We start from the raw sequence: 20,183 nt of genomic DNA on the forward strand, positions 1-20,183 counted from the left end.
AGCGGACAGGGACGGAAGCCCGTCAGCGAGGAACGAGCGAGGAGCGGAGCGTCCCGCGGGAGCGGACCGGTGTCGTCGAGCGAGCGCTGGTTCGAGGACTACGTGCCCGGGACGACGGCCGAGCACGGCCCGCTGCGGGTCGAGGAGGACGACGTCGTCGACTTCGGCCGCCGGTTCGACCCGCAGCCGTTCCACGTCGACGCCGAGGCCGCGGCGGCCGGCCCGTTCGGCGGGCTGATCGCCAGCGGCTGGCACACCTGTGCGCTGATGATGCGGCTGCTGGCCGACGAGTACCTCTCCCCCGTCTCCAGCCTCGGCTCCCCCGGGGTCGACGAGCTGCGGTGGGTGGCCCCGGTGCGGCCGGGCGACGAGCTCACCCTGCGGACGACGGTCGCCGAGGCCCGGGTGTCGCGGTCGAAGCCCGACCGCGGGCTGGTGCGCACGCACGTCGAGCTGCTGCGGCAGGACGGCGCGGTCGTGCTGACCATGACCGCGATGAACCTGGTCCGGGTCCGCCCCGCATAGGGTCTCCCGCGCATCTCGTGCGCCACCACCCACGTCCCCGAGGGCGGCCTCAGGGCCACCTCAGCCGAGTGGCTGGATGACGAAGTCGTCGTGGACGTCGACGCGCGGGGCGTCGCCCATGGCCTCACACGCGGCGTGCAGTTCGGCGACCTGCTCCGCACCCAGTGGGAGCGGGTGCTCACCGGGCTGGTGGGTCGTTCCCAGCGGGAAGGCCTCCCCCGGCTCGCGGGTCATCTCGATGTGACTGCCGAGGACCTGGGCGACCTCCTGCTCCTCCGCGAACCGCGCCAGCCGGGCGGCGCTGCGCCGGTAGGCGGGCCAGTTCCGCACGGTGAGCAAGCTGGGGTAGAGCGTGTCGCCGGTGAGGAGCGATCGCGTCCGGGGGTCGTAGGCGGCGACGTGGGAGTCCTCGTGGCCCGGGATGGGGAGCACCGTCAGCGTCCGCCCGCCCAGGGCCAGGCGGGCCTCGCCGTCCGGCCAGTCCGGGAGACGGAAGGCCCGCTGCACCCCGGGCAGCGTCGGTGGCACCACCGTCGTCCGGGGCCTGCCCTGGAACTCCCGGTCCCAGGAGACGTGGTCGCCGTGGCCGTGCGTGTGGGCGACGACCAGCTCGATCGCGTCGAGACCGTGGCACCGCAGCCACCGGGCGACGATCTCGTCGACGACACGGCGGATCGGCAGCACCCGGTCCCCCGCACCCGGATCCGGCCGGGGTCCCGTGTCGAACAGGACTGCCCGCGCCTCGCCGAGGAGCAGGTACAGGAAGTTGGCCTCGAAGCTGAAGCACTTGCTCACCCGGAGGACGAAGGTGTCCTCGTCGAGCGGGTGCACCTGGATGAGCGGGTCGGTGCTCTGCCGGCAGTCCCGGGCACCGTGGATCCAGGCGACGGATCCCAGTGGCGTTCCCACGTGGCCTCCCAGGGGGACGTCGTCGGCCGGTCACCACCGTCTCGGCCGGCGGGCTGCGCGGAAGCGGCACCTGGTCCCACGTCGGCCGGGGTCGCCTCGAGCATCCCGCAGCGGTGGAACCCAGAACGCGATCTCCATCGCGCGGCCGGACCCGGATGACCGGCAGCTGCATGGCAGATGACGTGCAGAGGCTGCCCCGAGCCGCGCTCCGAGGGTGCTCCAAGGGCGGCATCCGGGACGTCTCCCACGTGCGAGGCTGCCGAGGAGCACCTGGGTGCGACTGCTAGTGCGTGACCTTCAGGCCGATGACACAGCCGACGATGCCCAGCAGCAGGAAGACCCGCAGCACCGACACCGGCTCCTGTCCGGACCACATGGCGTAGCCGGCGGTCAGAGCGGCGCCGATGCCCACCCAGACGGCGTATGCCGTGCCGAGCGGGAGCCCGCGCATCGCGTAGGCGAGGCCGGCCATGCTCGCGGCGAGCCCGACGAGGAAGACGACGGTCGGTGCCAGGCGGGTGAAGCCCTCGGTCGTGGCGAGCGCGGTCGCCCAGACGGCTTCGAGGACGCCGGAGATGATGAGCACGAGCCAGTACACGGGAGTCTCCTGGAGACGCCGTCTTGTCGCTGTCCGGGTACGGCGCTGCTCGTCCGGAACCCTCGTTGCGGGCCTGTCCCCACTGTCTCACGCCGCGGTACGCCCGGTTGGTGATGGTTGCCACCCCGAGACGACGAGGGCGCGCCCCGGGCCGGCACGCGGCCACGTGTCAGCAGCGAGCGGGCCACTACGGGACACGAGGCGGGTGCGGGGTCCGATGACTCCCTCCTCGCTCTCCGGTCTGATCCGCATGACGCACGAGATCGTCGCCTCCGCTGACGGCACCTCCATCGCCTACGAGGTCTTCGGCGACGGCCGGCCGCTGATCGCTGTCTGTGGCGCCACGTGCGATCGCGCTCTGATGCGTCCCACGGCCCAGGCGCTGGGCAGGTACTTCACGACCGTCAACTACGACCGGCGAGGTCGCGGCGACAGCGGCGACACGCTTCCGTATGCCATCGATCGAGAGATCGAGGACATCGCCGCGTTGATCGACCGGATCGGCGGCCCGGCCCACCTCTACGGGCACTCCTCGGGTGCCGCCCTGGTGCTGCAGGCCGTCGCTGCAGGGCTGCCCGTGGACCAGTTCGTCCTGCACGATCCGCCGTACTCGCCCGACGACGAGTCCGCGCGGGACGGGGCGCGCCGCTACGGACAGACCATCCGCAGCCTGCTCGCACAGGAGAGGCGGGCCGATGCGGTGGAGACGTTCTGCCGCCTCACCGGGATGCCGGAGGAGGTGATCGACGGAATGCGCGGAACGCACAGATGGGCGGAGTTGACCGCGCTGGCACCCACCCTCGCGTACGACTCGGCGGTGATGGGCGACATCGAGACAGGCGGCGCGGTTCCGGAGGACGTCGCAGGCCGGGTCACTCGGCCCGGCCTGGTCATGGTGGGCGGCGAGAGCCCCCCGTTCATGGTGGACGTGAGTCGGCGGCTGGCACACCTCCTGCCCGAGGGCCGTCTCCACGTGGTCGAGGGGCATGGCCACGTCGTGCCGCCGGACGTGCTCGCACCGGTGGTCGCGGAGCATCTGCGCGACTGAGCAGCGGCCCCTTCCCACGGGTCGCGTCGACTCGAAGAGCCCTTCGACCACGAGGCCGATGGCCGGAGTGGTGGCCATCCCCAGAGATCCCCAACCCGGCTCACCCTCGATGATCCACGTCGCGTCCGATCCGCGGTGGCCGGGCCGGCTACTCGGCGACGGCGAGGAAGCAGTACCGGTTCACGCTGTACAGGTAGTCGTCCTCCGCGCCGCGCTGCCGCAGGTCGGCCATCCAGGCCTCGACGTCCGCTTCGGTCAATCCCTGTCGGCCGACCACGAACCGCGCGATCAGTTCCATGTTGAGCGCGCTGATGGTGTTCTGCTCGAAACGGGGATTGAACAACGGGATCAGGTGCCGCCGGGTCACCCGGAACCCGGCGCGTCGGAGATGCCCCGACAGGGTGCAGGGCAGATGCGGATCAACGAGGTGCTCCTCCCAGGCGGCCATGATGCGGCGATGCCGTTGGCGATCGGCGGCGTGCCACACCACCGAGTCCCAGTCGGTGTCGAGGACGAGCGCACGTCCACCCGGCCGCAGCACGCGGCGCAGCTCCGACAGGGCCCGCGAGATGTCCGCGACGTACTCGTAGACCTGCACCGACACCGCAGCATCGAACGCACCGTCCGGGTACGGCAGATCCACGGCATCGCCGTCGTCGATGCTGGCCCACGGCCGGGTCCCGATCAGCTCTCGGGCGACGGCGTTCATCGGCGCGCTCTGGTCGAGTCCGTGGACGGCACCGCTGGCCCCGACAGCGTCGGCCAACGACGCCACGAGGAAGCCGGGTCCCGAACCGACGTCGAGTACGCGCTCTCCGGGCTGGGGAGCGAGCAGGGCGAGCACCTCGGCGCGCTGCTGCACGACCTCCGGCGTGGAGTACACGCGCTGGAAGTGGCGAGCAGCATCCTCGTCGAACTGGAGCATCGACATGTCGGACCTCCTGTCCGGGGGCGCTCCGGTACTCGCGGCGGGACCGGGTCCAGCTGCGCCGTACGGTCGAGCTGCTGGTGCTCGACCAGTCGGATCTGCTCGGCGGTCGCCTCGACCGGAGCCTCCGTCACGGAGTGGGCGGTGGACCGGTGATGGACACCCCGTAGCCGGTAAGCATCTGCGCGAGCCGCTCCACCGCCTCGGGAGGCGGAGGTCCGGGTACGGACGGCAGTTCGGCGTCGGGATCGCTGGGGACGCCATCGGTGACGAAGAACTGCTCGAAACCGGCCGGCGTGATGAGCAGGAGGAACCGTGCGGTGGCGCTGCGGACCCGGTACGCGTGCTCGCTGCCCGAAGGCAGGTACAGGGTGTCTCCCGCCGACACGACCGTGCGGTCTCCATCCGACCAACCGTCGAGTTCGCCGTCGAGGACGATGAAGGTCTCGGCCTCCCGGGTGTGCCGGTGCAGCGGCGCACCGGCTCCCCGCCGCCCGCCGTGCTCGATCACCGCGAGGACGCCTGCGGTCTCCCGGCCGGTGAGGCGCATGCGGAGACGGACACCCAGGTGGTCGTACGTGTCGCCCTCGGCCGCACGAACGTGCTGAGTCGTCATGGTCGCTCCCTTCCACGACGTCCCGCAGTCTGACGGGGGCCGGCGCGGTTGTCTGCGTCGGCCGACGCCCCGTGGAGTCCTCGTCGCGTGGTGTCCGTCATCGAGCGCATGCCCGGATCACCCCGGCGAGCTGGTCTCCGGTCGGCGCTACGGCGACCGCAGCGCGGGCAGCACCTCCTCGGCGACCAGGCGGTCCGAGCGCTCGCGCACGGCTGAGTCGATGTCGCGGGACCCGCCCACGACCGTCACGTGGGACAGGCCGAGCCCGATCAGCCGGCGCAGCCGCTCCACGCACTCCTCCGGACCGCCGATGACGCAGAACCGCCGCAGGAAGTCACCGGACAGCGTCTCCGCCTGCGTCGCGTGCTCCAGCCCGTGGTGGTAGTCGTCGTAGTGCGCGCTGACGTCGGCGACGACGGCGGCGTCGGCCGTGGACAGGGATGAGCGCGAGCCGCGCTGGAAGTGGGCGGAGATGCTCGCGTTGCCGCGCACGAGCTCGTCGAGCGCGTCGTGGTCGGTCCCGACGCCGACCACGACGAACGCCCCGATGTCGAGGGCCTGCGGGTCGAGCCCGGCGGCCGCGCGCGCCTCCCGTGCCGTCCGCACCGCCCACTGGACCCGGTCCGGTTCCGCCCCCACGGTGACGGTGACCCGGTCGGCCCGCCGAGCCGCGGCCGCGATGACGTGCGGACCGGAGCCGAACACGTCCACGGGCACCTTCTCGTCGCCGGCGACCGGCAGCCACGTGATCCGGCTGTCGAAGCCGTCGACGTCGACCGCGCCACCCCGCAGGTAGGTCTGCAGCCGGCCGACCTGCTGCTCGAACTCGTGCGCCGACGGCGGCCGGAGCCCGATGAGCTCGAGCGCCGTGTCGCCCCGGCCCACGCCCAGGTGTGCCCGCCCCCCGGTGACGTGGTGCAGGGTGGCGAACGTGGACGCCACGACCGCGGGATGGCGGGTGACGAGGTTGGTCACGGCGGTGCCGAGCCTCAGCCGCGACGTGCCCGAGGCAGCCAGGTAGAGCGACCCGACGACGTCCATGCTGAGGTTCTGCGTGTCGGTCAGCAGCAGCCCGTCCCAGCCGTCGTCCTCCGCGGCCGCGGCGTGGGCCCGCACGTCGTCGGGCAGCGGATAGGACCGCAGGTAGAACTCGGTAGCCGGCACGTCAGCTCCCTCCTGCCGACCTCGGGCCGGAACGCCGAGTGTGCACGCGGATGGCGCTGACCCACCGCGACGATGCCGTCGGGCGGCGCCGACTGTCGAGTGAGCCGCAGCGACCACGCTCGGGCGAAGCAGTTCGCGCCCTGCTTCGCGAGCCCGCTCTGCACTCTAGAGGCGGCTTCACGGATGGCCCGCTGCTCGCGTCGATCACCTCGCGCCGACGCATGGACGACGACTGGTCCGGCTGTCGCGTCGTCCCCATCGCAGGGAGTGCGCATCGCAGGGTGTCGACGGTGAGCGCCACCGACTCGCGCTGGCCACGGGTGTGGTCCTCGAGCTCGCTCGACAGCGGCCCGTCGTATCCGGCGGCCTGGAGGGCGTCGACGGACCGAGTCCGCAGAATGCGACGCCGTCGGGAGTCCCACGGCGCGGTGGGACTGGCAGGAGGGCAACCCCGATCCGGTCCGTGCGACCAGGTCGGCGGGATACGAGAGAGGTGCTACAGGCTCGCGTACAGCGTCCGCCAGAACTCGCGTGGCTCGTCGTCCGGACCCACCATGAGCCGGCCGGTGAACAGGACGGCGACCACATCGCGGGCGGGGTCGGCCCAGGCGCTCGTGCCGGTACCGCCGTCCCAGCCGAACCGGCCCGGGGTGGTCCACGGCTCGGCCGGTTCGACGCACACGCCGGTCTGCAGGCCCCAGGAGTTCCCGGGCCCGAGGAAGTCGGCCGCGCCCGCGCGCTGAGCCGGGGTCAGGGAGTCGGCGGTCAGCGCCGCGACCGAGGCGGACGACAGCAGCGGGGCGCCACCGTCGGCCAGCGCGGCCAGGATCGCCAGGACGTCCGGCGCGGTGGCGATCAGGCCGGCCGCCAGGGACTCGAACGCCGGCGGGACGGAGGCGTCGGGCGCGTCGACCGGGACGAGGCCGTCGGGAGTGGCCTCGTGGACGGTCGCCAGCCGCGCCGGGTCGGCCGCGGTGAAGGCCGTGCCGGTCAGCCCCAGCGGGCCGGTCACCAGGTCGGCCACCAGCGCCGACACCGGCCGGCCCGCGGCACGGGCGAGCAGCACCCCCAGCACGTCGGCGGCCAGGTGGTACAGCCACAACTCCCCGGGCTGGGCGGCGAACGGCAGCTCGGCGAGCCGGCGCAGGTACTCGTCGGGGTCCATCTGCGGCGGCCAGGGCCCGGGGCCGATGGCGCGCTCCTCGATCGCCCGGTCCAGCGGGCTGCCGTCCCACAGCCCGCCGAAGCCCGGCGTGCCGGTGAGCAGGTGTCGCACCGTGACCGGCCGCTCGGCGGGCACGGTGTCGGTCAACGGGCCGCTCCGGTCGCGCAGGACCCGCGGGGCGGCGAGCTCCGGCAGCCACTCGGCGACCGGGTCGTCCAGCCCCAGCACGTCGTCCTCCACCAGGGCGAGGGTGAGCGCGCCGGCGACCGGCTTGGTCACCGAGGCGAGGCGGAACAGCGTGTCCGGGCGCACCGGGTCGGTCCTCCCGGCGGCGGTCGTGCCGCCCGTCAGCACCTCCGTCCGGCCGCGGTGCCGGACCGCGGCGACGAAGCCGGGCAGCCGGCCCTCGTCCACCTGGCGCTGCAGGACGGTCCGCACCGGCTCGAGGTCCATGGAGGGCAGACCCCGGCCGGCCGCCGGGCTCATCGGTCCGGGCGGATCCCGTCGATCAGCCGCTGCCGGGCCGGCCCGAGGGAGGGGCCGTACCAGGTGAGGTCGCGGCCGGACACCAGCGCGGTGCGGATCCCGGGGAACGCCTCGGGTCCGTCGTCCGCGGTGAAGACGTAGGGCTCGTCGGGCAGGACGACGACGTCCGGCCCCGCCGCCCGCACGTCCTCGACCGACACGTGCGGGTAGCGGTCCTCCCCCGCGCCGAAGACGTTGACCAGCCCGAGCCGGGCCAGCACGTCGCCGGTGAAGGTGCGCGGGCCGACCACCATCCACGGGTCCCGCCAGACCGGGACGGCGACCCGGTACGTCGGCGCGGGCACGGGCCGGGCCCACTCCGCGGCCGCCGCCGTCAACCAGCCCGGCTCCCCGACGTCGAGCACGTGCGCGAACAGCCGGCGCATCGAGGTCAGCGCCTCGTCAACCGACTCGATGACGGTCACCCACACCGGGACGCCGGCCGCCCGCAGCCGGTCGACGTCCAGCCGGCGGTTCTCCTCCCGGTTGCAGACCACCAGGTCCGGCTCGAGCGCCGCGATCGCCGCGCGGTCGGGGTTCTTGGTCCCCCGGACCCGCGGCACGTCGAGCCCCGCCGGGTGGGTGCACCAGTCGGTGGCGCCCACCAGCCGCTCGGGGACCGTCTCCGCCAGCGCCTCGGTGAGCGACGGCACCAGCGAGACGACCCGGCGCGGCGGCCGCGGCAGATCGACCGCCGTCCCCAGGTCGTCGGGGAGGGACCTCACACGTTGCGCCGGTACTGGCCGCCCACCTCGAAGAACGCGTCGCTGATCTGGCCGAGCGAGCAGACCCGGACGGCGTCCATCAGCGCGGCGAAGACGTTGCCGCCCTCGGTGGCCGCCCGCTGCAGCTCGGCCAGCGCGGCCGGGGCCTCCTCGGCGTGCCGGGCGTGGAAGTCGGCCAGCCGCTGCAGCTGCGACTGCTTCTCCGCCTCAGTGGCGCGGGCGAGCTCCAGCGGCTTCGCCGGCGTCTCGTCACGGTGCGGGTCGAGGAAGGTGTTGACCCCGACGATCGGCAGGCTGCCGTCGTGCTTGCGGTGCTCGTAGAGCATCGACTCGTCCTGGATCTTGCCGCGCTGGTAGCCGGTCTCCATCGCGCCCAGCACGCCGCCGCGCTCGGCGATCCGGTCGAACTCGGCCAGCACCGCCTCCTCGACCAGGTCGGTGAGCTCGTCGATGACGAACGAGCCCTGCAGCGGGTTCTCGTTGCCGGCCAGCCCCCACTCCTTGTCGATGATCATCTGGATGGCCAGCGCCCGGCGGACGGAGTGCTCGGACGGCGTCGTCACCGCCTCGTCGTAGGCGTTGGTGTGCAGGCTGTTGGCGTTGTCGTAGACGGCGCAGAGGGCCTGCAGCGTCGTCCGGATGTCGTTGAAGTCCATCTCCTGCGCGTGCAGCGACCGGCCCGAGGTCTGCACGTGGTACTTCAGCTGCTGCGAGCGCGGCCCGGCGCCGTAGCGCTCCTTCATCGCCACCGCCCAGATGCGGCGGGCGACCCGGCCGATCACCGAGTACTCGGCGTCCATGCCGTTGGAGAAGAAGAAGGAGAGGTTGGGCGCGAAGTCGTCGATCGCCATGCCCCGCGCCAGGTAGGCCTCGACGTAGGTGAAGCCGTTGGCGAGGGTGAAGGCCAGCTGGCTGATCGGGTTCGCCCCGGCCTCGGCGATGTGGTAGCCGGAGATCGAGACCGAGTAGAAGTTGCGCACCCGGTGGTCGATGAACCACTGCTGGATGTCGGCCATGCAGCGCAGCGCGAACTCGGTGGAGAAGATGCAGGTGTTCTGGCCCTGGTCCTCCTTGAGGATGTCGGCCTGCACCGTGCCGCGGACGTTGGCCAGCACCCAGGCGCGCAGCTCCTCGGCCTCGGCCTCGTCGGGCTCGCGGCCCTCCTCCTCGCGGAACCGGTCCAGTCGCTGGTCGATCGCGGTGTTGAGGAACATCGCCAGGATCGCCGGCGCCGGACCGTTGATGGTCATCGACACCGAGGTCGTCGGGTCGCACAGGTCGAACCCGGAGTAGAGGACCTCCATGTCGTCGAGCGTGGCGATGGAGACCCCGGAGGTGCCGACCTTGCCGTACACGTCGGGGCGCGGGTCGGGGTCGCGGCCGTAGAGGGTGACCGAGTCGAACGCCGTCGACAGCCGGGTCGCCTCGCTGCCGGCGGACAGCAGCTTGAAGCGGCGGTTGGTGCGGAAGGCGTCGCCCTCTCCGGCGAACATCCGCGCGGGCGCCTCGCCCTGCCGCTTGAACGGGAAGACGCCGGCCGTGAACGGGTAGGCGCCGGGCAGGTTCTCCCGGCGGAGGAAGCGCAGCAGCTCGGCGTGGTCCTCGGTCCGCGGCAGCGCCACCCGGCGCACCCCGTTGCCGGACAGCGTCTTCCTGGTCAGCGGCGTGCGGATCTCCCTGCCGCGGACCGTGTAGACGTACTCGTCGCCGGAGTAGGCCTCGACCCGGGCCGGCCACTCGTCGAGCAGGTCGCGCACCTCGGGCAGCAGCTCGCGGTCCGCGGCCTCGACCGCGGCGCGGGCGGCGTCGGCGGCGTCCCCGTCCAGCACCTCGGCGGCGGTGGTCAGGTGCTGCCGGCGGCGCACGACCGCCGCCTGCGCCTCGGTGGTCGCGTGGTAGCCGCGGACGGCCTCGCTGATCTCGGCGAGGTACCGGGCGCGCTGCGCGGGGACGACGCTGCTCAGGCCGGACGACGCCTTGACGTCGACCCGCGGCAGGACGCCGGCGCCCGCGGGCAGGCCCTTCTCGACGAGCAGGCCGAGCAGGTGCTGGTAGAGCGCGGTGACCCCGTCGTCGTTGAACCGGGCGGCGCTGGTGCCGAAGACCGGCATGTCCTCCCAGGGCTGCCCGAAGGCCTCGCGGTTGCGCACCATCTGCCGGGCGACGTCCCGCCGGGCGTCCTCGGCCCCGCGCCGCTCGTACTTGTTGATCGCGACGACATCGGCGAAGTCGAGCATGTCGATCTTCTCCAGCTGCGACGCGGCGCCGAACTCCGGCGTCATCACGTACAGCGCGACGTCGGAGAAGGGCACGATCCCGGCGTCGCCCTGCCCGATGCCGGGCGTCTCGACGATCACCAGGTCGAAGCCGGCGGCCTTGACCGCGCAGAGCACGTCGTCCAGGTGCGCAGGCGTCTCGGCGCCGGCGCTGCGGGTCGCCAGCGAGCGGAAGAAGGTGTGGCTGCCCTCGCCGGTCTCCAGGGCGTTCATCCGGATCCGGTCGCCGAGCAGCGCGCCGCCGCCGCGGCGCCGGGTGGGGTCGATCGCCAGGACGGCGACGCGCAGCTTGTCCTCCTGGTCGGTGCGCAGCCGGCGCAGCAGCTCGTCGGTGAGCGAGGACTTGCCCGAGCCGCCGGTGCCGGTGATGCCCAGGACCGGCACCGTCCGGCCGTCGGCCGCCTGCCGCACCCGGGTCGCGAGCTCGGGGTCGCGGCCGGCCTCGAGCACGGTGATCGCACGGGCCAGCGCCGCGGGGTCGCCGGTGAGGAGCGCCTCGACGTCCGGGCCGTGCTCGGCCAGGTCGACGTCGCACTCCCGGACCAGCTCGTTGATCATGCCGGGCAGGCCGAGGCGCTGGCCGTCCTCGGGGCTGAAGATCCGCACGCCGCGCTCGCGGAGCAGCGCGATCTCCTCGGGGACGATCACGCCCCCGCCGCCCCCGTAGACCCTGACGTGCCCGGCGCCGGCCTCGGCCAGCCGTTCGACGAGGTAGCCGAAGTACTCGACGTGCCCGCCCTGGTAGGAGGAGATCGCCACCCCCTGCACGTCCTCCTCCAGCGCCGCGCGGACGACGCTGTCGACGCTGCGGTCGTGCCCGAGGTGCACGACCTCGGCGCCCTGGCTCTGCAGCAGCCGGCGCATCACGTTGATGGCGGCGTCATGGCCGTCGAACAGGCTCGCCGCGGTCACGAAGCGGACCGGGTGGGTGGGGACGTGCAGGTCGGACGGCATGCCGCTCCAGGGGTCGGACGTCGGCTCGCGACCCACGCCGATTTAGTAGGACGTCCTAGTATCTCCCGACGGCGAGCTCGTGTCCACGGTCATCGCGGAGGAGCGGGCGGCGCGCCGTCGTCCGCCGGACCGTCGCCGAGCGGGCGCTGGAACCAGGTGACGTCGTGCCAGCGGCCGAGCTTCCAGCCGACCCGGCGGTAGGTGCCGACCGGCTCGAAGCCCATCGCGGTGTGCAGGCCGACGCTGGCGTCGTTCGGGAGCGCGACGCCGGCCAGCGCGGTGCGGAAGCCGCGGCCGGTGAGCCGGTCGAGCAGCGCGGTGTAGAGCGCGCGGCCGGCGCCGCTGCGGCGGCGTCCGGGCTCGGTGTAGACGCTCACCGAGGTCGACCAGTCGTAGGCGGCGCGGGCGTTGAACGGCGCGCCGTAGGCGTAGCCGACGACCCGGCCGCCGTCCTCGAGGACCACCCAGGCGTGCCGGGCGAGCGCGGCCGCGATGCGGTCGGCCACCTCCGCGGCCGTCGGCGGCTCCAGCTCGAAGGAGACGGCGGTGTCGCGGACGTAGGGCGTGTAGACCTCCGCGCACGCCGCGGCGTCCCCGACCGTCGCGTCCCTGACCAGCCGGCTCTGCGCCACCCGGCCATGGTGCCCGCCGTCAGACGTACGCGGCGTGCACGCCGTCGATCGACCAGATCGACTCGCCGCCGACGGCCGCGCGCAGGTCGCGGTAGTACTCGGCCAGCGCCCGCTCGTGGGTCAGCTCCCCGGCCAGCAGCTCGCGGGCGCCGGTGACGAGGCGGTCGAGGTCCTCCTGCACGCGCGCCCGGGTCATGCTCGGCGTCCGCGGTCCGTCGTCCCCGTCGAGGACGACGTCGGCCGGGTCGAACTGGCTGAAGGACCGGTACTCGGCGGTGTCGGGCACCACCGACCGGAACGGCACCCCGGCGTTCGCCCAGTACTCGAACCAGCGTCCACCCGAGAGCGCCAGCCACGGAGTGCCGACGGCGAGCGCGGCCATGCCGAAGCCGGAGTGCGGGGCGAGCAGGACGTCGCACGCCTCGACCACGGCCAGCTGCTCGGCCAGGGGTACGTCCACGCAGTCCACCGGCCCCGACGGGTGCGCCAGCAGCGCATCGACGTCCGCCCGCCGCCAGGACGTGGAGCTGCGCTCGTCGCGGGCCAGCCGGCCGAGCAGGACGAGCCGCAGGCCGGGGACGGCGTCGGTCAGCGCGTCGAGGACGAGCAGCCAGGAGGCGACCGAGGGGTACAGGTACGGCTCGCTGGACCCGGCGGGCAGGACGGCGATCCGCGGGCGCGCGTCGCCGCCGACCCTGCGGGTGGCGGCCGCGCGGGCGGCGGCCGGGAGGTCCAGCCGCACCGCCTGGTGCGGGAGGTAGCCGACGCGCTCGGCGCCGACGACCGAGCGGCCCCGCCGTGCGCGCAGGTGCGCGTCGGAGGCGGCGTAGTGGTCGCGCATCCCCGGGAAGAGGTCGAGCTGGAAGGACTGGTGGCGGCGGGCGTCGTCGACCACCCAGTCCCAGTCGCGCGGTACGGCGGCCAGCCGCTCCCCGGCGGCCGGGTCGGCCTCGAGGAACGGCCCGTCGACGGGGAAGACCGCCGACACCGTCGGACACCAGGTGGCCAGCTCGATCGGGGTGGCCGCGTTGAGCAGGACCGACACCTCACGCCCGGGGACGGCGGCCGCGTGCCCGACGCAGTACTGCAGCGCCTCGACGGCGTGGCCCAGCTGCTGGGCGTAGAAGAAGTCGACGAGCAGGGTGTCGGTCATCACCGTCAGCGTCGCAGCGGCCGCAACCGGGTTCCCCGGCCGCGCCCGTAGCCTGGGTGACGTGCGTCCCGGGCCCGGATCTCCTCAGCCGGAGCCGGAGAGTCCGCCGACCCGCCGACCGTGGCTGCGGCTCGCTCTCCTGGGGCTGTTGCTCGCTGTGGCGACGGCGGTGGCGCTGACCGTCGAGCGGCCCGACGTGTCGACGTTGCAGGGCTGGGTGGCCGATGCGGGGCCGCTCGGCTGGACCGCTGTCGTCCTCGGGGTGTCCGGGGCGCTGATGACGCCGATCCCCCGCACCGCGCTGACGGTCCTGCTCGGCGCCGCGGCCGGGTTCCCGGCCGGGCTGGCGGTGGCCGTGCTCGCCGGCTGGCTGGGCGGGATGGGCGGGTTCGCCCTCGGCCGGCTCCTGGGCCGCGATGCCGTCACCCGGCTCGCCGGCCCGCGACTGGAGCGCGCCGACCGGCTGTTCCAGGACCGCGGCTTCCTCGCCGTGGTGCTCGCGCGGCTGACCCCGGTGCCCTTCGCCCTCGTCAGCTACGCCGCCGGCCTCTCGAGCATCCGGTGGCTGCCCGCGACGCTGGGCACTGCCGTCGGCGTCGTGCCGGGCGCGGTCCTGCACGTCGGCATCGGCGCCTCGGTCATCGGCTGGCTCTAGTCCCTCTTCCGGGTCACCCCCCTCCTGTCGGCTGTGCACAAGGAGTGCCTGGTGTCACAATGGTGAACAACAGGTGAACGAGAGGTGGCTTCCATGCGTACCAACACGTGTCCGCAGGTGCGTTGGGTCCCCGTCGTGGACAGCGCCGGCCACCGGCACATGGAGATGCGCTGGACCGTGCCCACCAAGCCGACCGCCCAGCCGACCACCGCTCCGACCACGGTCCGCGCCGCCTGACCCGTCGTCTCCGCGTCGACCGGGTGGGTCTCGGCCCACCGGCCGTTCGTCGTTGATCGGCGGTGAGGTGGCGCCTCGACCGGCCTCACCCGGTCGGGTCTCGCCTCGCTCACCCGCGTGCGCCGGCTCGGTCTTTCCGCTGACCCGCGCCCCGCGCCCGCGCCCCGTTGATCATAGGGTCGTTGCGGCCCCGGTGGGCGTGTCGGCGCATGTCGGCTGCATCAACCCCATGATCAACTCGCCGGGTCACCGGGTCACCGGGTCACCGGGTCACCGGGTCACCGGGTCGCCGGGTCGCCGGGTTGCCGTCGTCCCGCTCCGGCCTGGCCCGCCCACCCGACCGGCCCGAAACAGCCACCGCCGCACGACCCCGCCGACGACCCGCCGCCGTTCTGACCCCACCGACCCGGGCTCCGGGGCGGTGGTCCGCGCCCGACACTGGCCGGGCGGACGCGATCGGCCTGATGGCGACCGTGGACGGGACGGGACACCGGAGGTCCGCGCGAACTCGGTCGACCGCTCGTACGGGGAGCCCCAGGTCGCGTCCGCGCCACGACGCGCGTCCGATGAGTCTCCGCGTCCGTCGGGGTCCTGTCCCTGACCGAGCGGAAGGAGCAGGCGGATGGCGCACGACGCCGCCGGTCCGGGCCGGGTGGTGGTGACGCGGGAGATCGACGCGCCGCCGGAGGTCGCCTGGCGGGCTTGGTCCGACCCCGACCGGATCCGGCAGTGGTGGGGTCCCACCGGCTTCACCTGTCCCCGCGCGGACGTCGACTTCAGGGTGGGCGGCACGACGCTGGTCACCATGCAGGCGCCGCCCGAGTACGGCGGGTCCACGATGCACAACCGGTGGACCTACCGCGCGATCGACGAGCCGACCCGGATCGACTTCGTCAGCGAGTTCGCCGACGCCGATGGGCAGCCCGTGGAGCCCGCCGCCGCCGGGATCCCGCCCGGCGTGCCCGCGGAGGTGCCGCACGTGGTGGACCTGGAGCCACTGCCCGGCGGCCGCACCCGCGTGACGGTCACCGAGACCTGCTACACCAGCGAAGAGGCGCGTCGGCAGTCCCAGACGGGCCAGGAGCAGTGCATGGACAAGATGCAGGCGCTGTTCGCCTCGGCCTGACCCACACCGACGCGCTCACGAGGGATCCCTCGCGCAGCGGGTCGAGACCACGCGACGTGAGCGCACCTCCGCGCGATCTCCGAGCTCCTCGCAGGAGCAGGTGACCGCCCGTCAACCGAGTGCGAGCACCCGCACCAGCTGACGGGCGGCGTCCCCACCGTCGGTGATGGCGACGTCCAGGGCGCCGGACACGTCCAGGTCGTCGAACAGCCGGTCGGCCACCGCGCGGCTCGCCGTCGGCGACGAGCCGGACCGCCCGGCGGCGGTGAACAGCGCGTCCAGCCGCGCGGACGCCGTCTCCAGCAGCTCCGGCCGGTACTCCCACGGCTGCGACCACGGCCGGTCCAGCACGACCAGCCGCAGTGCGGGCCCGGAGGTCACCCGCAGCAGGTCCGCGACGAGCGTCAGGTTGCCGGTCGACTTCGCCATCTTGGCGCCGTCCTGGGACACCGCCCCCACGTGCACCCGGCTGCGCGCGAACGGCGCCACCCCGGACGCCGCCTCGGCCATCGCCGCCTGGTGCGCGTGGTGCGGGAACGCCAGGTCGGCGCCGCCCACCAGGACGTCCAGGCCGTGGCCCAGGGTCGCGGTCGCCATCGCCGCGCACTCCGCGTGCCAGCCCGGTCGCCCCCAGCCCCACGGGGAGGGCCAGGCGGGGTCCCGCTCGCCGGAGGGGCGCCACACCGGCACGTCGAGAGGGTCCTCGCGCAGCGGGTCGTCCGGGTCGTCGCCGAACTCGGCGGCCAGCTCGCGCGCCCGGTCACGGGACAGCCCCGACGCGGCGACCGCCTCGGCGCCGCGGAAGAACACGTGGCCCTCCCGCTCGTACGCCCGGCCGACCCGCAGCAGGGCCGCGGCCAGCTGCTGCACGTGCGCGATGTGGTGCCGCGCCCGCGGTGCGTGGGTCGGGGGCCGCACCCCGAGGGCCCGCATGTCCTGCTCGAAGGCGAACTCCTGGCTCAGCGCGAACTCGTCGTAGTGCCGGCCGCGGGCGTCGGCGGCCCGGGTCAGCACGTCGTCGATGTCGGTCACGTTCCGGCTGGTGACCACCTCGGCACCGGCCAGCCGCAGCACCGACCCGAGGACGTCGGCCCACACGAACGTCGCCGCGTGCCCGAGGTGGGTCACGTCGTAGGGGGTGATCCCGCAGACGTACACGCGCGCGGGGCTCACCACCGGCAATGGTCGCCCGCCCAGCCGCAGGTCGGCGCTGCGGACGTCGACCGGCTCGGCCACGCGGCCGGCGACGCCGACGATCCCGGGAGAGGTGACAGGAGGCAGGGCCATGCCGCCATCCTGCCCGCCGCGGTCAGCTCTCCTGCAGCAGCCCGGGATCGGTGCCGTCGGCGTCCCCGGTGCGGTCCGGGCCGTGGCCGTCGGCGCCGGATGAGGACTGTGCGACCGTTCCCCCATGGTCGCCGTCCTCTCGATCCAGTCCCACGTGGCCTACGGCCACGTCGGCAACTCCTCGGCCGTCTTCCCGCTGCAGCGCCTGGGCATCGAGGTGTGGCCGGTCCACACCGTGCAGTTCTCCAACCACACCGGCTACGGCGAGTGGAAGGGCCGGGTCTTCGACGGCCCGGCGATCGAGGAGGTCGTCGACGGCATCGCCGAGCGCGGGGTGCTGGGCAGCTGTGACGCCGTCCTCTCCGGCTACCTCGGCTCGGCCGACATCGGGCACGCCGTCGTCGGCAGCGTGCAGCGGGTGCGCCGGGCCAACCCGGCGGCGGTCTACTGCTGCGACCCGGTCATCGGCGACGTCGGCCGCGGCGTGTTCGTCCGTCCCGGCATCCCCGAGTTCATGCGCGAGGTCGCCGTCCCCGCGGCCGACCTGGTCACTCCCAACCACTACGAGCTCGACTACCTGGCCGGGACGACGACGAGGACGCTCGACGAGGTCACCGACGCCGTGGCCGCCGTCCAGGCGCTGGGCCCGCGCGTCGTGCTGACCACCTCGCTGGTCACCGACGACACCCCCGGGGACGCCGTCGACCTGATCGCCTCCGAGGGCGGCCGGCACTTCCGGGTGCGCACCCCGCGGCTCGACGTCTCGGTCAACGGCGCCGGCGACGCCATCGCCGCGCTGTTCCTCGCCCACTGGCTGGCCAGCCGGGACGCCGGCACCGCCCTCGGTGCCGCCGCCGCCTCCGTGCACGGCCTGCTGGCCGCCACCGAACAGGCGCGCTCGCGCGAGATCCTCCTGGTCGCCGCGCAGGAGGAGTTCGTGTCACCGAGCCGCACGTTCCCCGTCGAAGAGGTCTAGAAAGGACCCCTGCCCCCACCGCTCGCAGGCGCACGGCGGGGGCGCCCAGCAGCGAGGGGTGCATCTCTTCCGCACCGAGCCCCTCGAGCGCCTCGGGGACGCCGCGACCGAGGGGTGGCCTCCGAGCAGGTGGGCGCGGCGGTCGTGGCCGGGGGCTGGTCGGGCTGCGTCGGCAACCTGCTGGACCTCCCGCCCGCGCTGTTCGGCGAGGAGGCCCCTGGCTGGTCATCGGCCTGGCCTCCTACGCCGCGTACGGCTACCGGCACTCGCGGCGGCGCACCGAGGAGCGGCAGCGCGCTCAGGGCAGCAGCACCAGCTTGCCGTGGGTGTGGCCGGCCATCCCCTGCCGGTGCGCCGCGGCGACCTCCTCGAGCGGGAAGGTCGCCGCGACGACGACCTCCAGCCGGCCGGCGCCCGCGGCCTCCGCCAGGTCCAGCCGGGCGGCGTCCCGCAGCTCGGTGCCGGGGTCGGCACCCGGCCCGGCGCCGAGGGCCTTGATGCCCTCGCTCCCGGCGCGGCCGAAGGCGGCGATGGTGGCGATCCGCTGCCGGTCGGCGACCAGCTGGAGGGAGACGTCGACGGCCTCGTCGGTGCCGACGAGGTCCAGGGCGGCGTCCACGCCGTCCGGCGCGAGCTCCCGGACCCGGTCGGCCAGCCCGTCGCCGTAGCGCACCGGCTCGGCGCCGAACCGGCGCACCAGGTCGGCGCCGTCACTGCCGACCGTGCCGATCACGCGGGCGCCGCGCAGCGCCGCCAGCTGGACGGCCATCAGGCCCACCCCGCCCGCCGCGCCGTGCACGAGCACGGTGTCGCCCTCCCCCACCCCGGTGGCGGTGAGCGCGTGCACGGCGGTGGCGCCGGTCAGCATCAGCCCGGCGGCCTGCTCCCAGCCGAGGGACCCGGGTTTGGGCACCAGAGCCGAGGCGGGGACGACGAGCTCGGCGGCGTACCCGCCGGAGACGCGGAACGCGATGACCTCGTCCCCGACCGAGAGCGGACCCGCGGGGCCGGCGGCGTCCGGCCCGACCGCGGTGACCACCCCGGACACCTCGTAGCCGAGGCGCCGGGGCAGCTGGCCGGGGTCGGTGCCGAACGCGCCGGTGTAGCTCTTCCAGTCCGCCGGGTTGACCCCGGCGGCGCGGACCTCGACCCGCGCCTGCCCGGGGCCCGGGTCCCCGACCGGCTGGTCGACGACGGTGAGCACCTCGGGACCGCCGTAGGCGGTCGCCAGGACGACGCGGGTCACTCCGACGCCGCGGCCGCGGTGTTGCCCTCGCCCTGCTGGCTGCTGGGCGGGCCGATCCACACGGTCTTGGCGTTGCAGAACTCGTACATGCCCACCTCGGTCAGCTCCCGGCCGTAGCCGCTCTGCTTGACCCCACCGAAGGGCAGCTCCGGGTAGCTCGTCGTCATCCCGTTCACGAACGCCATGCCGGACTGGATGTCGCGGATGAACCGCAGCCGCTCGCCCTGGTCCTCGCTCCACAGGTTCGAGCCCAGGCCGTAGACGTGCTCGTTGGCCAGCCGGATCGCCTCGTCGAGGTCGGCGACGGTGTGCAGCGCGGCGACCGGGCCGAACACCTCCTCCGACCAGATCCCCATCTCCGGGGTCACGTCGGTCACCAGGGTCGGCTCGTAGAACCAGCCGGGCCGGTCGACCCGCTTGCCGCCGACCACGACGGTGGCGCCCTTCTCCACGGCGTCGGCCACGTAGCGCTCGACGTCCTCCCGGCCGGACTCGGTGGCCAGCGGGCCCACCTGGGTGTCCTCGTCCATCGGGTCGCCGACGGTCAGCGCGGCCATCTTCTCGGCGAACAGCCGGGTGAACTCCTCGGCGACGTCGGCGTGCACGAAGAACCGCTTGGCGGCGATGCAGCTCTGCCCGTTGTTCTGACAGCGCGCGGTCACCGCCACCTCCGCGGCCCGGTCCAGGTCGGCCGAGGGCATCACGATGAAGGGATCGGACCCGCCGAGCTCCAGCACGGTCTTCTTCAGCGCGTCCCCGGCCACCGTAGCCACCGCCTGCCCCGCGGCGTTGGACCCGGTCAGCGTCGCGGCGACCACCCGGTCGTCGCGCAGCACCCGCTCGACCGCGCCGGAGCCGATCAGCAGCGTCTGGAAGACGTCGTCGGGGAAGCCGGCCTTGCGGAACTGCTCCTCCAGGTACAGCGCGGTCTGCGGCACGTTGCTGGCGTGCTTGAGCAGGCCCACGTTGCCGGCCATCAGCGCCGGCGCGGCGAAGCGCATCGCCTGCCACAGCGGGAAGTTCCACGGCATGACCGCCAGGACCACGCCCAGCGGCTGGTGGACGACGTAGGCCTCGGTCGCGCCGACCGCCTGCGCGTCGGCCGGCTGGGGCTGGAGCATCTCCTCGCCGTGCTCGGCGTAGTAGCGCAGCGCCTTGGCGCACTTGGCCACCTCGGCCTTCGCCGAGGCCAGCGTCTTGCCCATCTCGGTGGTCATGAGCTCGGCGACGCTCTTGGCGTCGGCGTCCAGCACGTCGGCGGCGGCCCGCAACCACCCGGCCCGCTGCCGCGGCGTCGTCAGCCGGTAGCTCTCGAAGGCGGCCGCCGCCCGGGCGATCCGCTCCTGGACGGCGTCGTCGGACAGCGGCTCGAAGGTCTGCAGCGTCTCGCCGGTGGCGGGGTTGATCGTGGCGATGGCCATGGGTGTCCTCTCTCGGG

The 20,183-nt window shown here is 73.9% G+C and carries 19 protein-coding genes and 1 riboswitch; of the genes, 6 read left to right on the plus strand and 13 right to left on the minus strand.

Going from position 1 to position 20,183, the window contains the following annotated elements:
• Nucleotides 1–69 precede the first annotated feature (69 nt).
• Nucleotides 70–525, plus strand: a complete 456-nt coding sequence (locus ACU610_RS09805; RefSeq protein WP_446767515.1) for a MaoC family dehydratase — start codon at nt 70–72, stop codon at nt 523–525.
• Between the two features lie 60 nt (nt 526–585).
• Here the strand turns inward: ACU610_RS09805 and ACU610_RS09810 are convergent, their stop codons facing one another.
• Together ACU610_RS09810 and ACU610_RS09815 are read right to left on the minus strand one after the other, a co-directional pair.
• Nucleotides 586–1,434 carry an MBL fold metallo-hydrolase gene (locus ACU610_RS09810; RefSeq protein ID WP_446767516.1) on the minus strand — a complete coding sequence of 283 codons (849 nt, stop codon included), beginning with the start codon at nt 1,432–1,434 and terminating at the stop codon, nt 586–588.
• 283 nt (nt 1,435–1,717) lie between these two features.
• Entirely contained in the window at nt 1,718–2,032 is a 315-nt protein-coding gene (locus ACU610_RS09815; RefSeq protein ID WP_446767517.1) for a DMT family transporter, read from the minus strand.
• Between the two features lie 12 nt (nt 2,033–2,044).
• Nucleotides 2,045–2,109: riboswitch (guanidine-III (ykkC-III) riboswitch) on the minus strand.
• A 173-nt stretch (nt 2,110–2,282) separates the two neighbouring features.
• On the opposite strand from ACU610_RS09815, the gene ACU610_RS09820 reads away from it, so the two are divergent.
• Nucleotides 2,283–3,080: an alpha/beta fold hydrolase gene (locus tag ACU610_RS09820; RefSeq protein WP_446767518.1), complete on the plus strand. Its 798-nt coding sequence runs from the start codon at nt 2,283–2,285 to the stop codon at nt 3,078–3,080.
• Between the two features lie 148 nt (nt 3,081–3,228).
• Here the strand turns inward: ACU610_RS09820 and ACU610_RS09825 are convergent, their stop codons facing one another.
• From ACU610_RS09825 to ACU610_RS09860, 8 genes are all read right to left on the minus strand, one after another.
• On the minus strand, nt 3,229–4,011 hold the full coding sequence (locus tag ACU610_RS09825; protein WP_446767519.1) for a methyltransferase domain-containing protein: 783 nt from the start codon (nt 4,009–4,011) through the stop codon (nt 3,229–3,231).
• A 127-nt stretch (nt 4,012–4,138) separates the two neighbouring features.
• Nucleotides 4,139–4,624, minus strand: coding sequence for a cupin domain-containing protein (locus tag ACU610_RS09830; protein ID WP_446767520.1), 486 nt, complete (start codon nt 4,622–4,624; stop codon nt 4,139–4,141).
• Nucleotides 4,625–4,771: 147 nt separating this feature from the next.
• Nucleotides 4,772–5,788, minus strand: a complete 1,017-nt coding sequence (locus ACU610_RS09835; RefSeq protein WP_446767521.1) for an LLM class flavin-dependent oxidoreductase — start codon at nt 5,786–5,788, stop codon at nt 4,772–4,774.
• Nucleotides 5,789–6,284: 496 nt separating this feature from the next.
• Nucleotides 6,285–7,406 carry a serine hydrolase domain-containing protein gene (locus tag ACU610_RS09840; protein ID WP_446767522.1) on the minus strand — a complete coding sequence of 374 codons (1,122 nt, stop codon included), beginning with the start codon at nt 7,404–7,406 and terminating at the stop codon, nt 6,285–6,287.
• A gap of 29 nt (nt 7,407–7,435) precedes the next feature.
• Entirely contained in the window at nt 7,436–8,203 is a 768-nt protein-coding gene (locus tag ACU610_RS09845; RefSeq protein ID WP_446767523.1) for a helical backbone metal receptor, read from the minus strand.
• On the minus strand, nt 8,200–11,433 hold the full coding sequence (icmF, locus tag ACU610_RS09850; protein WP_446767524.1) for a fused isobutyryl-CoA mutase/GTPase IcmF: 3,234 nt from the start codon (nt 11,431–11,433) through the stop codon (nt 8,200–8,202). The genes ACU610_RS09845 and icmF overlap by 4 nt, the downstream gene beginning before the upstream one ends.
• Before the next feature lie 89 nt (nt 11,434–11,522).
• A complete protein-coding gene (locus ACU610_RS09855; RefSeq protein WP_446767525.1) occupies nt 11,523–12,065 on the minus strand; it encodes an N-acetyltransferase family protein in 543 nt (180 codons plus the stop codon).
• A gap of 19 nt (nt 12,066–12,084) precedes the next feature.
• A complete protein-coding gene (locus ACU610_RS09860; protein ID WP_446767526.1) occupies nt 12,085–13,218 on the minus strand; it encodes a hypothetical protein in 1,134 nt (377 codons plus the stop codon).
• Nucleotides 13,219–13,375: 157 nt separating this feature from the next.
• On the opposite strand from ACU610_RS09860, the gene ACU610_RS09865 reads away from it, so the two are divergent.
• The 3 genes from ACU610_RS09865 to ACU610_RS09875 all read left to right on the plus strand — a co-directional run bounded on the left by ACU610_RS09865 (nt 13,376) and on the right by ACU610_RS09875 (nt 15,236).
• Complete coding sequence (locus ACU610_RS09865) at nt 13,376–13,873, plus strand: TVP38/TMEM64 family protein (protein ID WP_446770715.1); 498 nt, start codon at nt 13,376–13,378, stop codon at nt 13,871–13,873.
• Between the two features lie 93 nt (nt 13,874–13,966).
• Complete coding sequence (locus ACU610_RS09870; protein ID WP_446767527.1) at nt 13,967–14,110, plus strand: hypothetical protein; 144 nt, start codon at nt 13,967–13,969, stop codon at nt 14,108–14,110.
• 622 nt (nt 14,111–14,732) lie between these two features.
• Nucleotides 14,733–15,236, plus strand: a complete 504-nt coding sequence (locus ACU610_RS09875; protein ID WP_446767528.1) for an SRPBCC family protein — start codon at nt 14,733–14,735, stop codon at nt 15,234–15,236.
• Between the two features lie 111 nt (nt 15,237–15,347).
• Here ACU610_RS09875 and ACU610_RS09880 read toward each other — a convergent pair whose 3' ends face one another.
• The gene (locus ACU610_RS09880) at nt 15,348–16,523 is read right to left on the minus strand and encodes a cysteine--tRNA ligase (RefSeq protein ID WP_446767529.1); all 1,176 of its coding nucleotides are present in this window, start codon (nt 16,521–16,523) and stop codon (nt 15,348–15,350) included.
• Between the two features lie 124 nt (nt 16,524–16,647).
• Here ACU610_RS09880 and pdxY point away from each other — a divergent pair, with 124 nt between their 5' ends.
• The gene (gene pdxY / locus ACU610_RS09885) at nt 16,648–17,499 is read left to right on the plus strand and encodes a pyridoxal kinase PdxY (protein WP_446767530.1); all 852 of its coding nucleotides are present in this window, start codon (nt 16,648–16,650) and stop codon (nt 17,497–17,499) included.
• Between the two features lie 298 nt (nt 17,500–17,797).
• Here the strand turns inward: pdxY and ACU610_RS09890 are convergent, their stop codons facing one another.
• Nucleotides 17,798–18,745, minus strand: a complete 948-nt coding sequence (locus ACU610_RS09890) for a quinone oxidoreductase family protein (RefSeq protein WP_446767531.1) — start codon at nt 18,743–18,745, stop codon at nt 17,798–17,800.
• Nucleotides 18,742–20,166: an NADP-dependent succinic semialdehyde dehydrogenase gene (locus ACU610_RS09895; protein ID WP_446767532.1), complete on the minus strand. Its 1,425-nt coding sequence runs from the start codon at nt 20,164–20,166 to the stop codon at nt 18,742–18,744. Before ACU610_RS09895 ends, ACU610_RS09890 begins: the two co-directional genes overlap by 4 nt.
• Between the last annotated feature and the right edge of the window lie 17 nt (nt 20,167–20,183).

Source organism: Geodermatophilus sp. URMC 61 (assembly GCF_052931555.1).

Coding starts and splice junctions, on each gene's coding strand:
- ACU610_RS09820 (WP_446767518.1), top strand. CDS start 2,283: ATGACGCACGAGATCGTCGCCTCCGCTGACGGCACCTCCATCGCCTAC.
- ACU610_RS09825 (WP_446767519.1), bottom strand. CDS start 4,011: ATGTCGATGCTCCAGTTCGACGAGGATGCTGCTCGCCACTTCCAGCGC.
- ACU610_RS09830 (WP_446767520.1), bottom strand. CDS start 4,624: ATGACGACTCAGCACGTTCGTGCGGCCGAGGGCGACACGTACGACCAC.
- ACU610_RS09840 (WP_446767522.1), bottom strand. CDS start 7,406: ATGGACCTCGAGCCGGTGCGGACCGTCCTGCAGCGCCAGGTGGACGAG.
- icmF (WP_446767524.1), bottom strand. CDS start 11,433: ATGCCGTCCGACCTGCACGTCCCCACCCACCCGGTCCGCTTCGTGACC.
- ACU610_RS09860 (WP_446767526.1), bottom strand. CDS start 13,218: ATGACCGACACCCTGCTCGTCGACTTCTTCTACGCCCAGCAGCTGGGC.
- ACU610_RS09870 (WP_446767527.1), top strand. CDS start 13,967: ATGCGTACCAACACGTGTCCGCAGGTGCGTTGGGTCCCCGTCGTGGAC.
- ACU610_RS09875 (WP_446767528.1), top strand. CDS start 14,733: ATGGCGCACGACGCCGCCGGTCCGGGCCGGGTGGTGGTGACGCGGGAG.
- ACU610_RS09880 (WP_446767529.1), bottom strand. CDS start 16,523: ATGGCCCTGCCTCCTGTCACCTCTCCCGGGATCGTCGGCGTCGCCGGC.
- pdxY (WP_446767530.1), top strand. CDS start 16,648: ATGGTCGCCGTCCTCTCGATCCAGTCCCACGTGGCCTACGGCCACGTC.
- ACU610_RS09895 (WP_446767532.1), bottom strand. CDS start 20,166: ATGGCCATCGCCACGATCAACCCCGCCACCGGCGAGACGCTGCAGACC.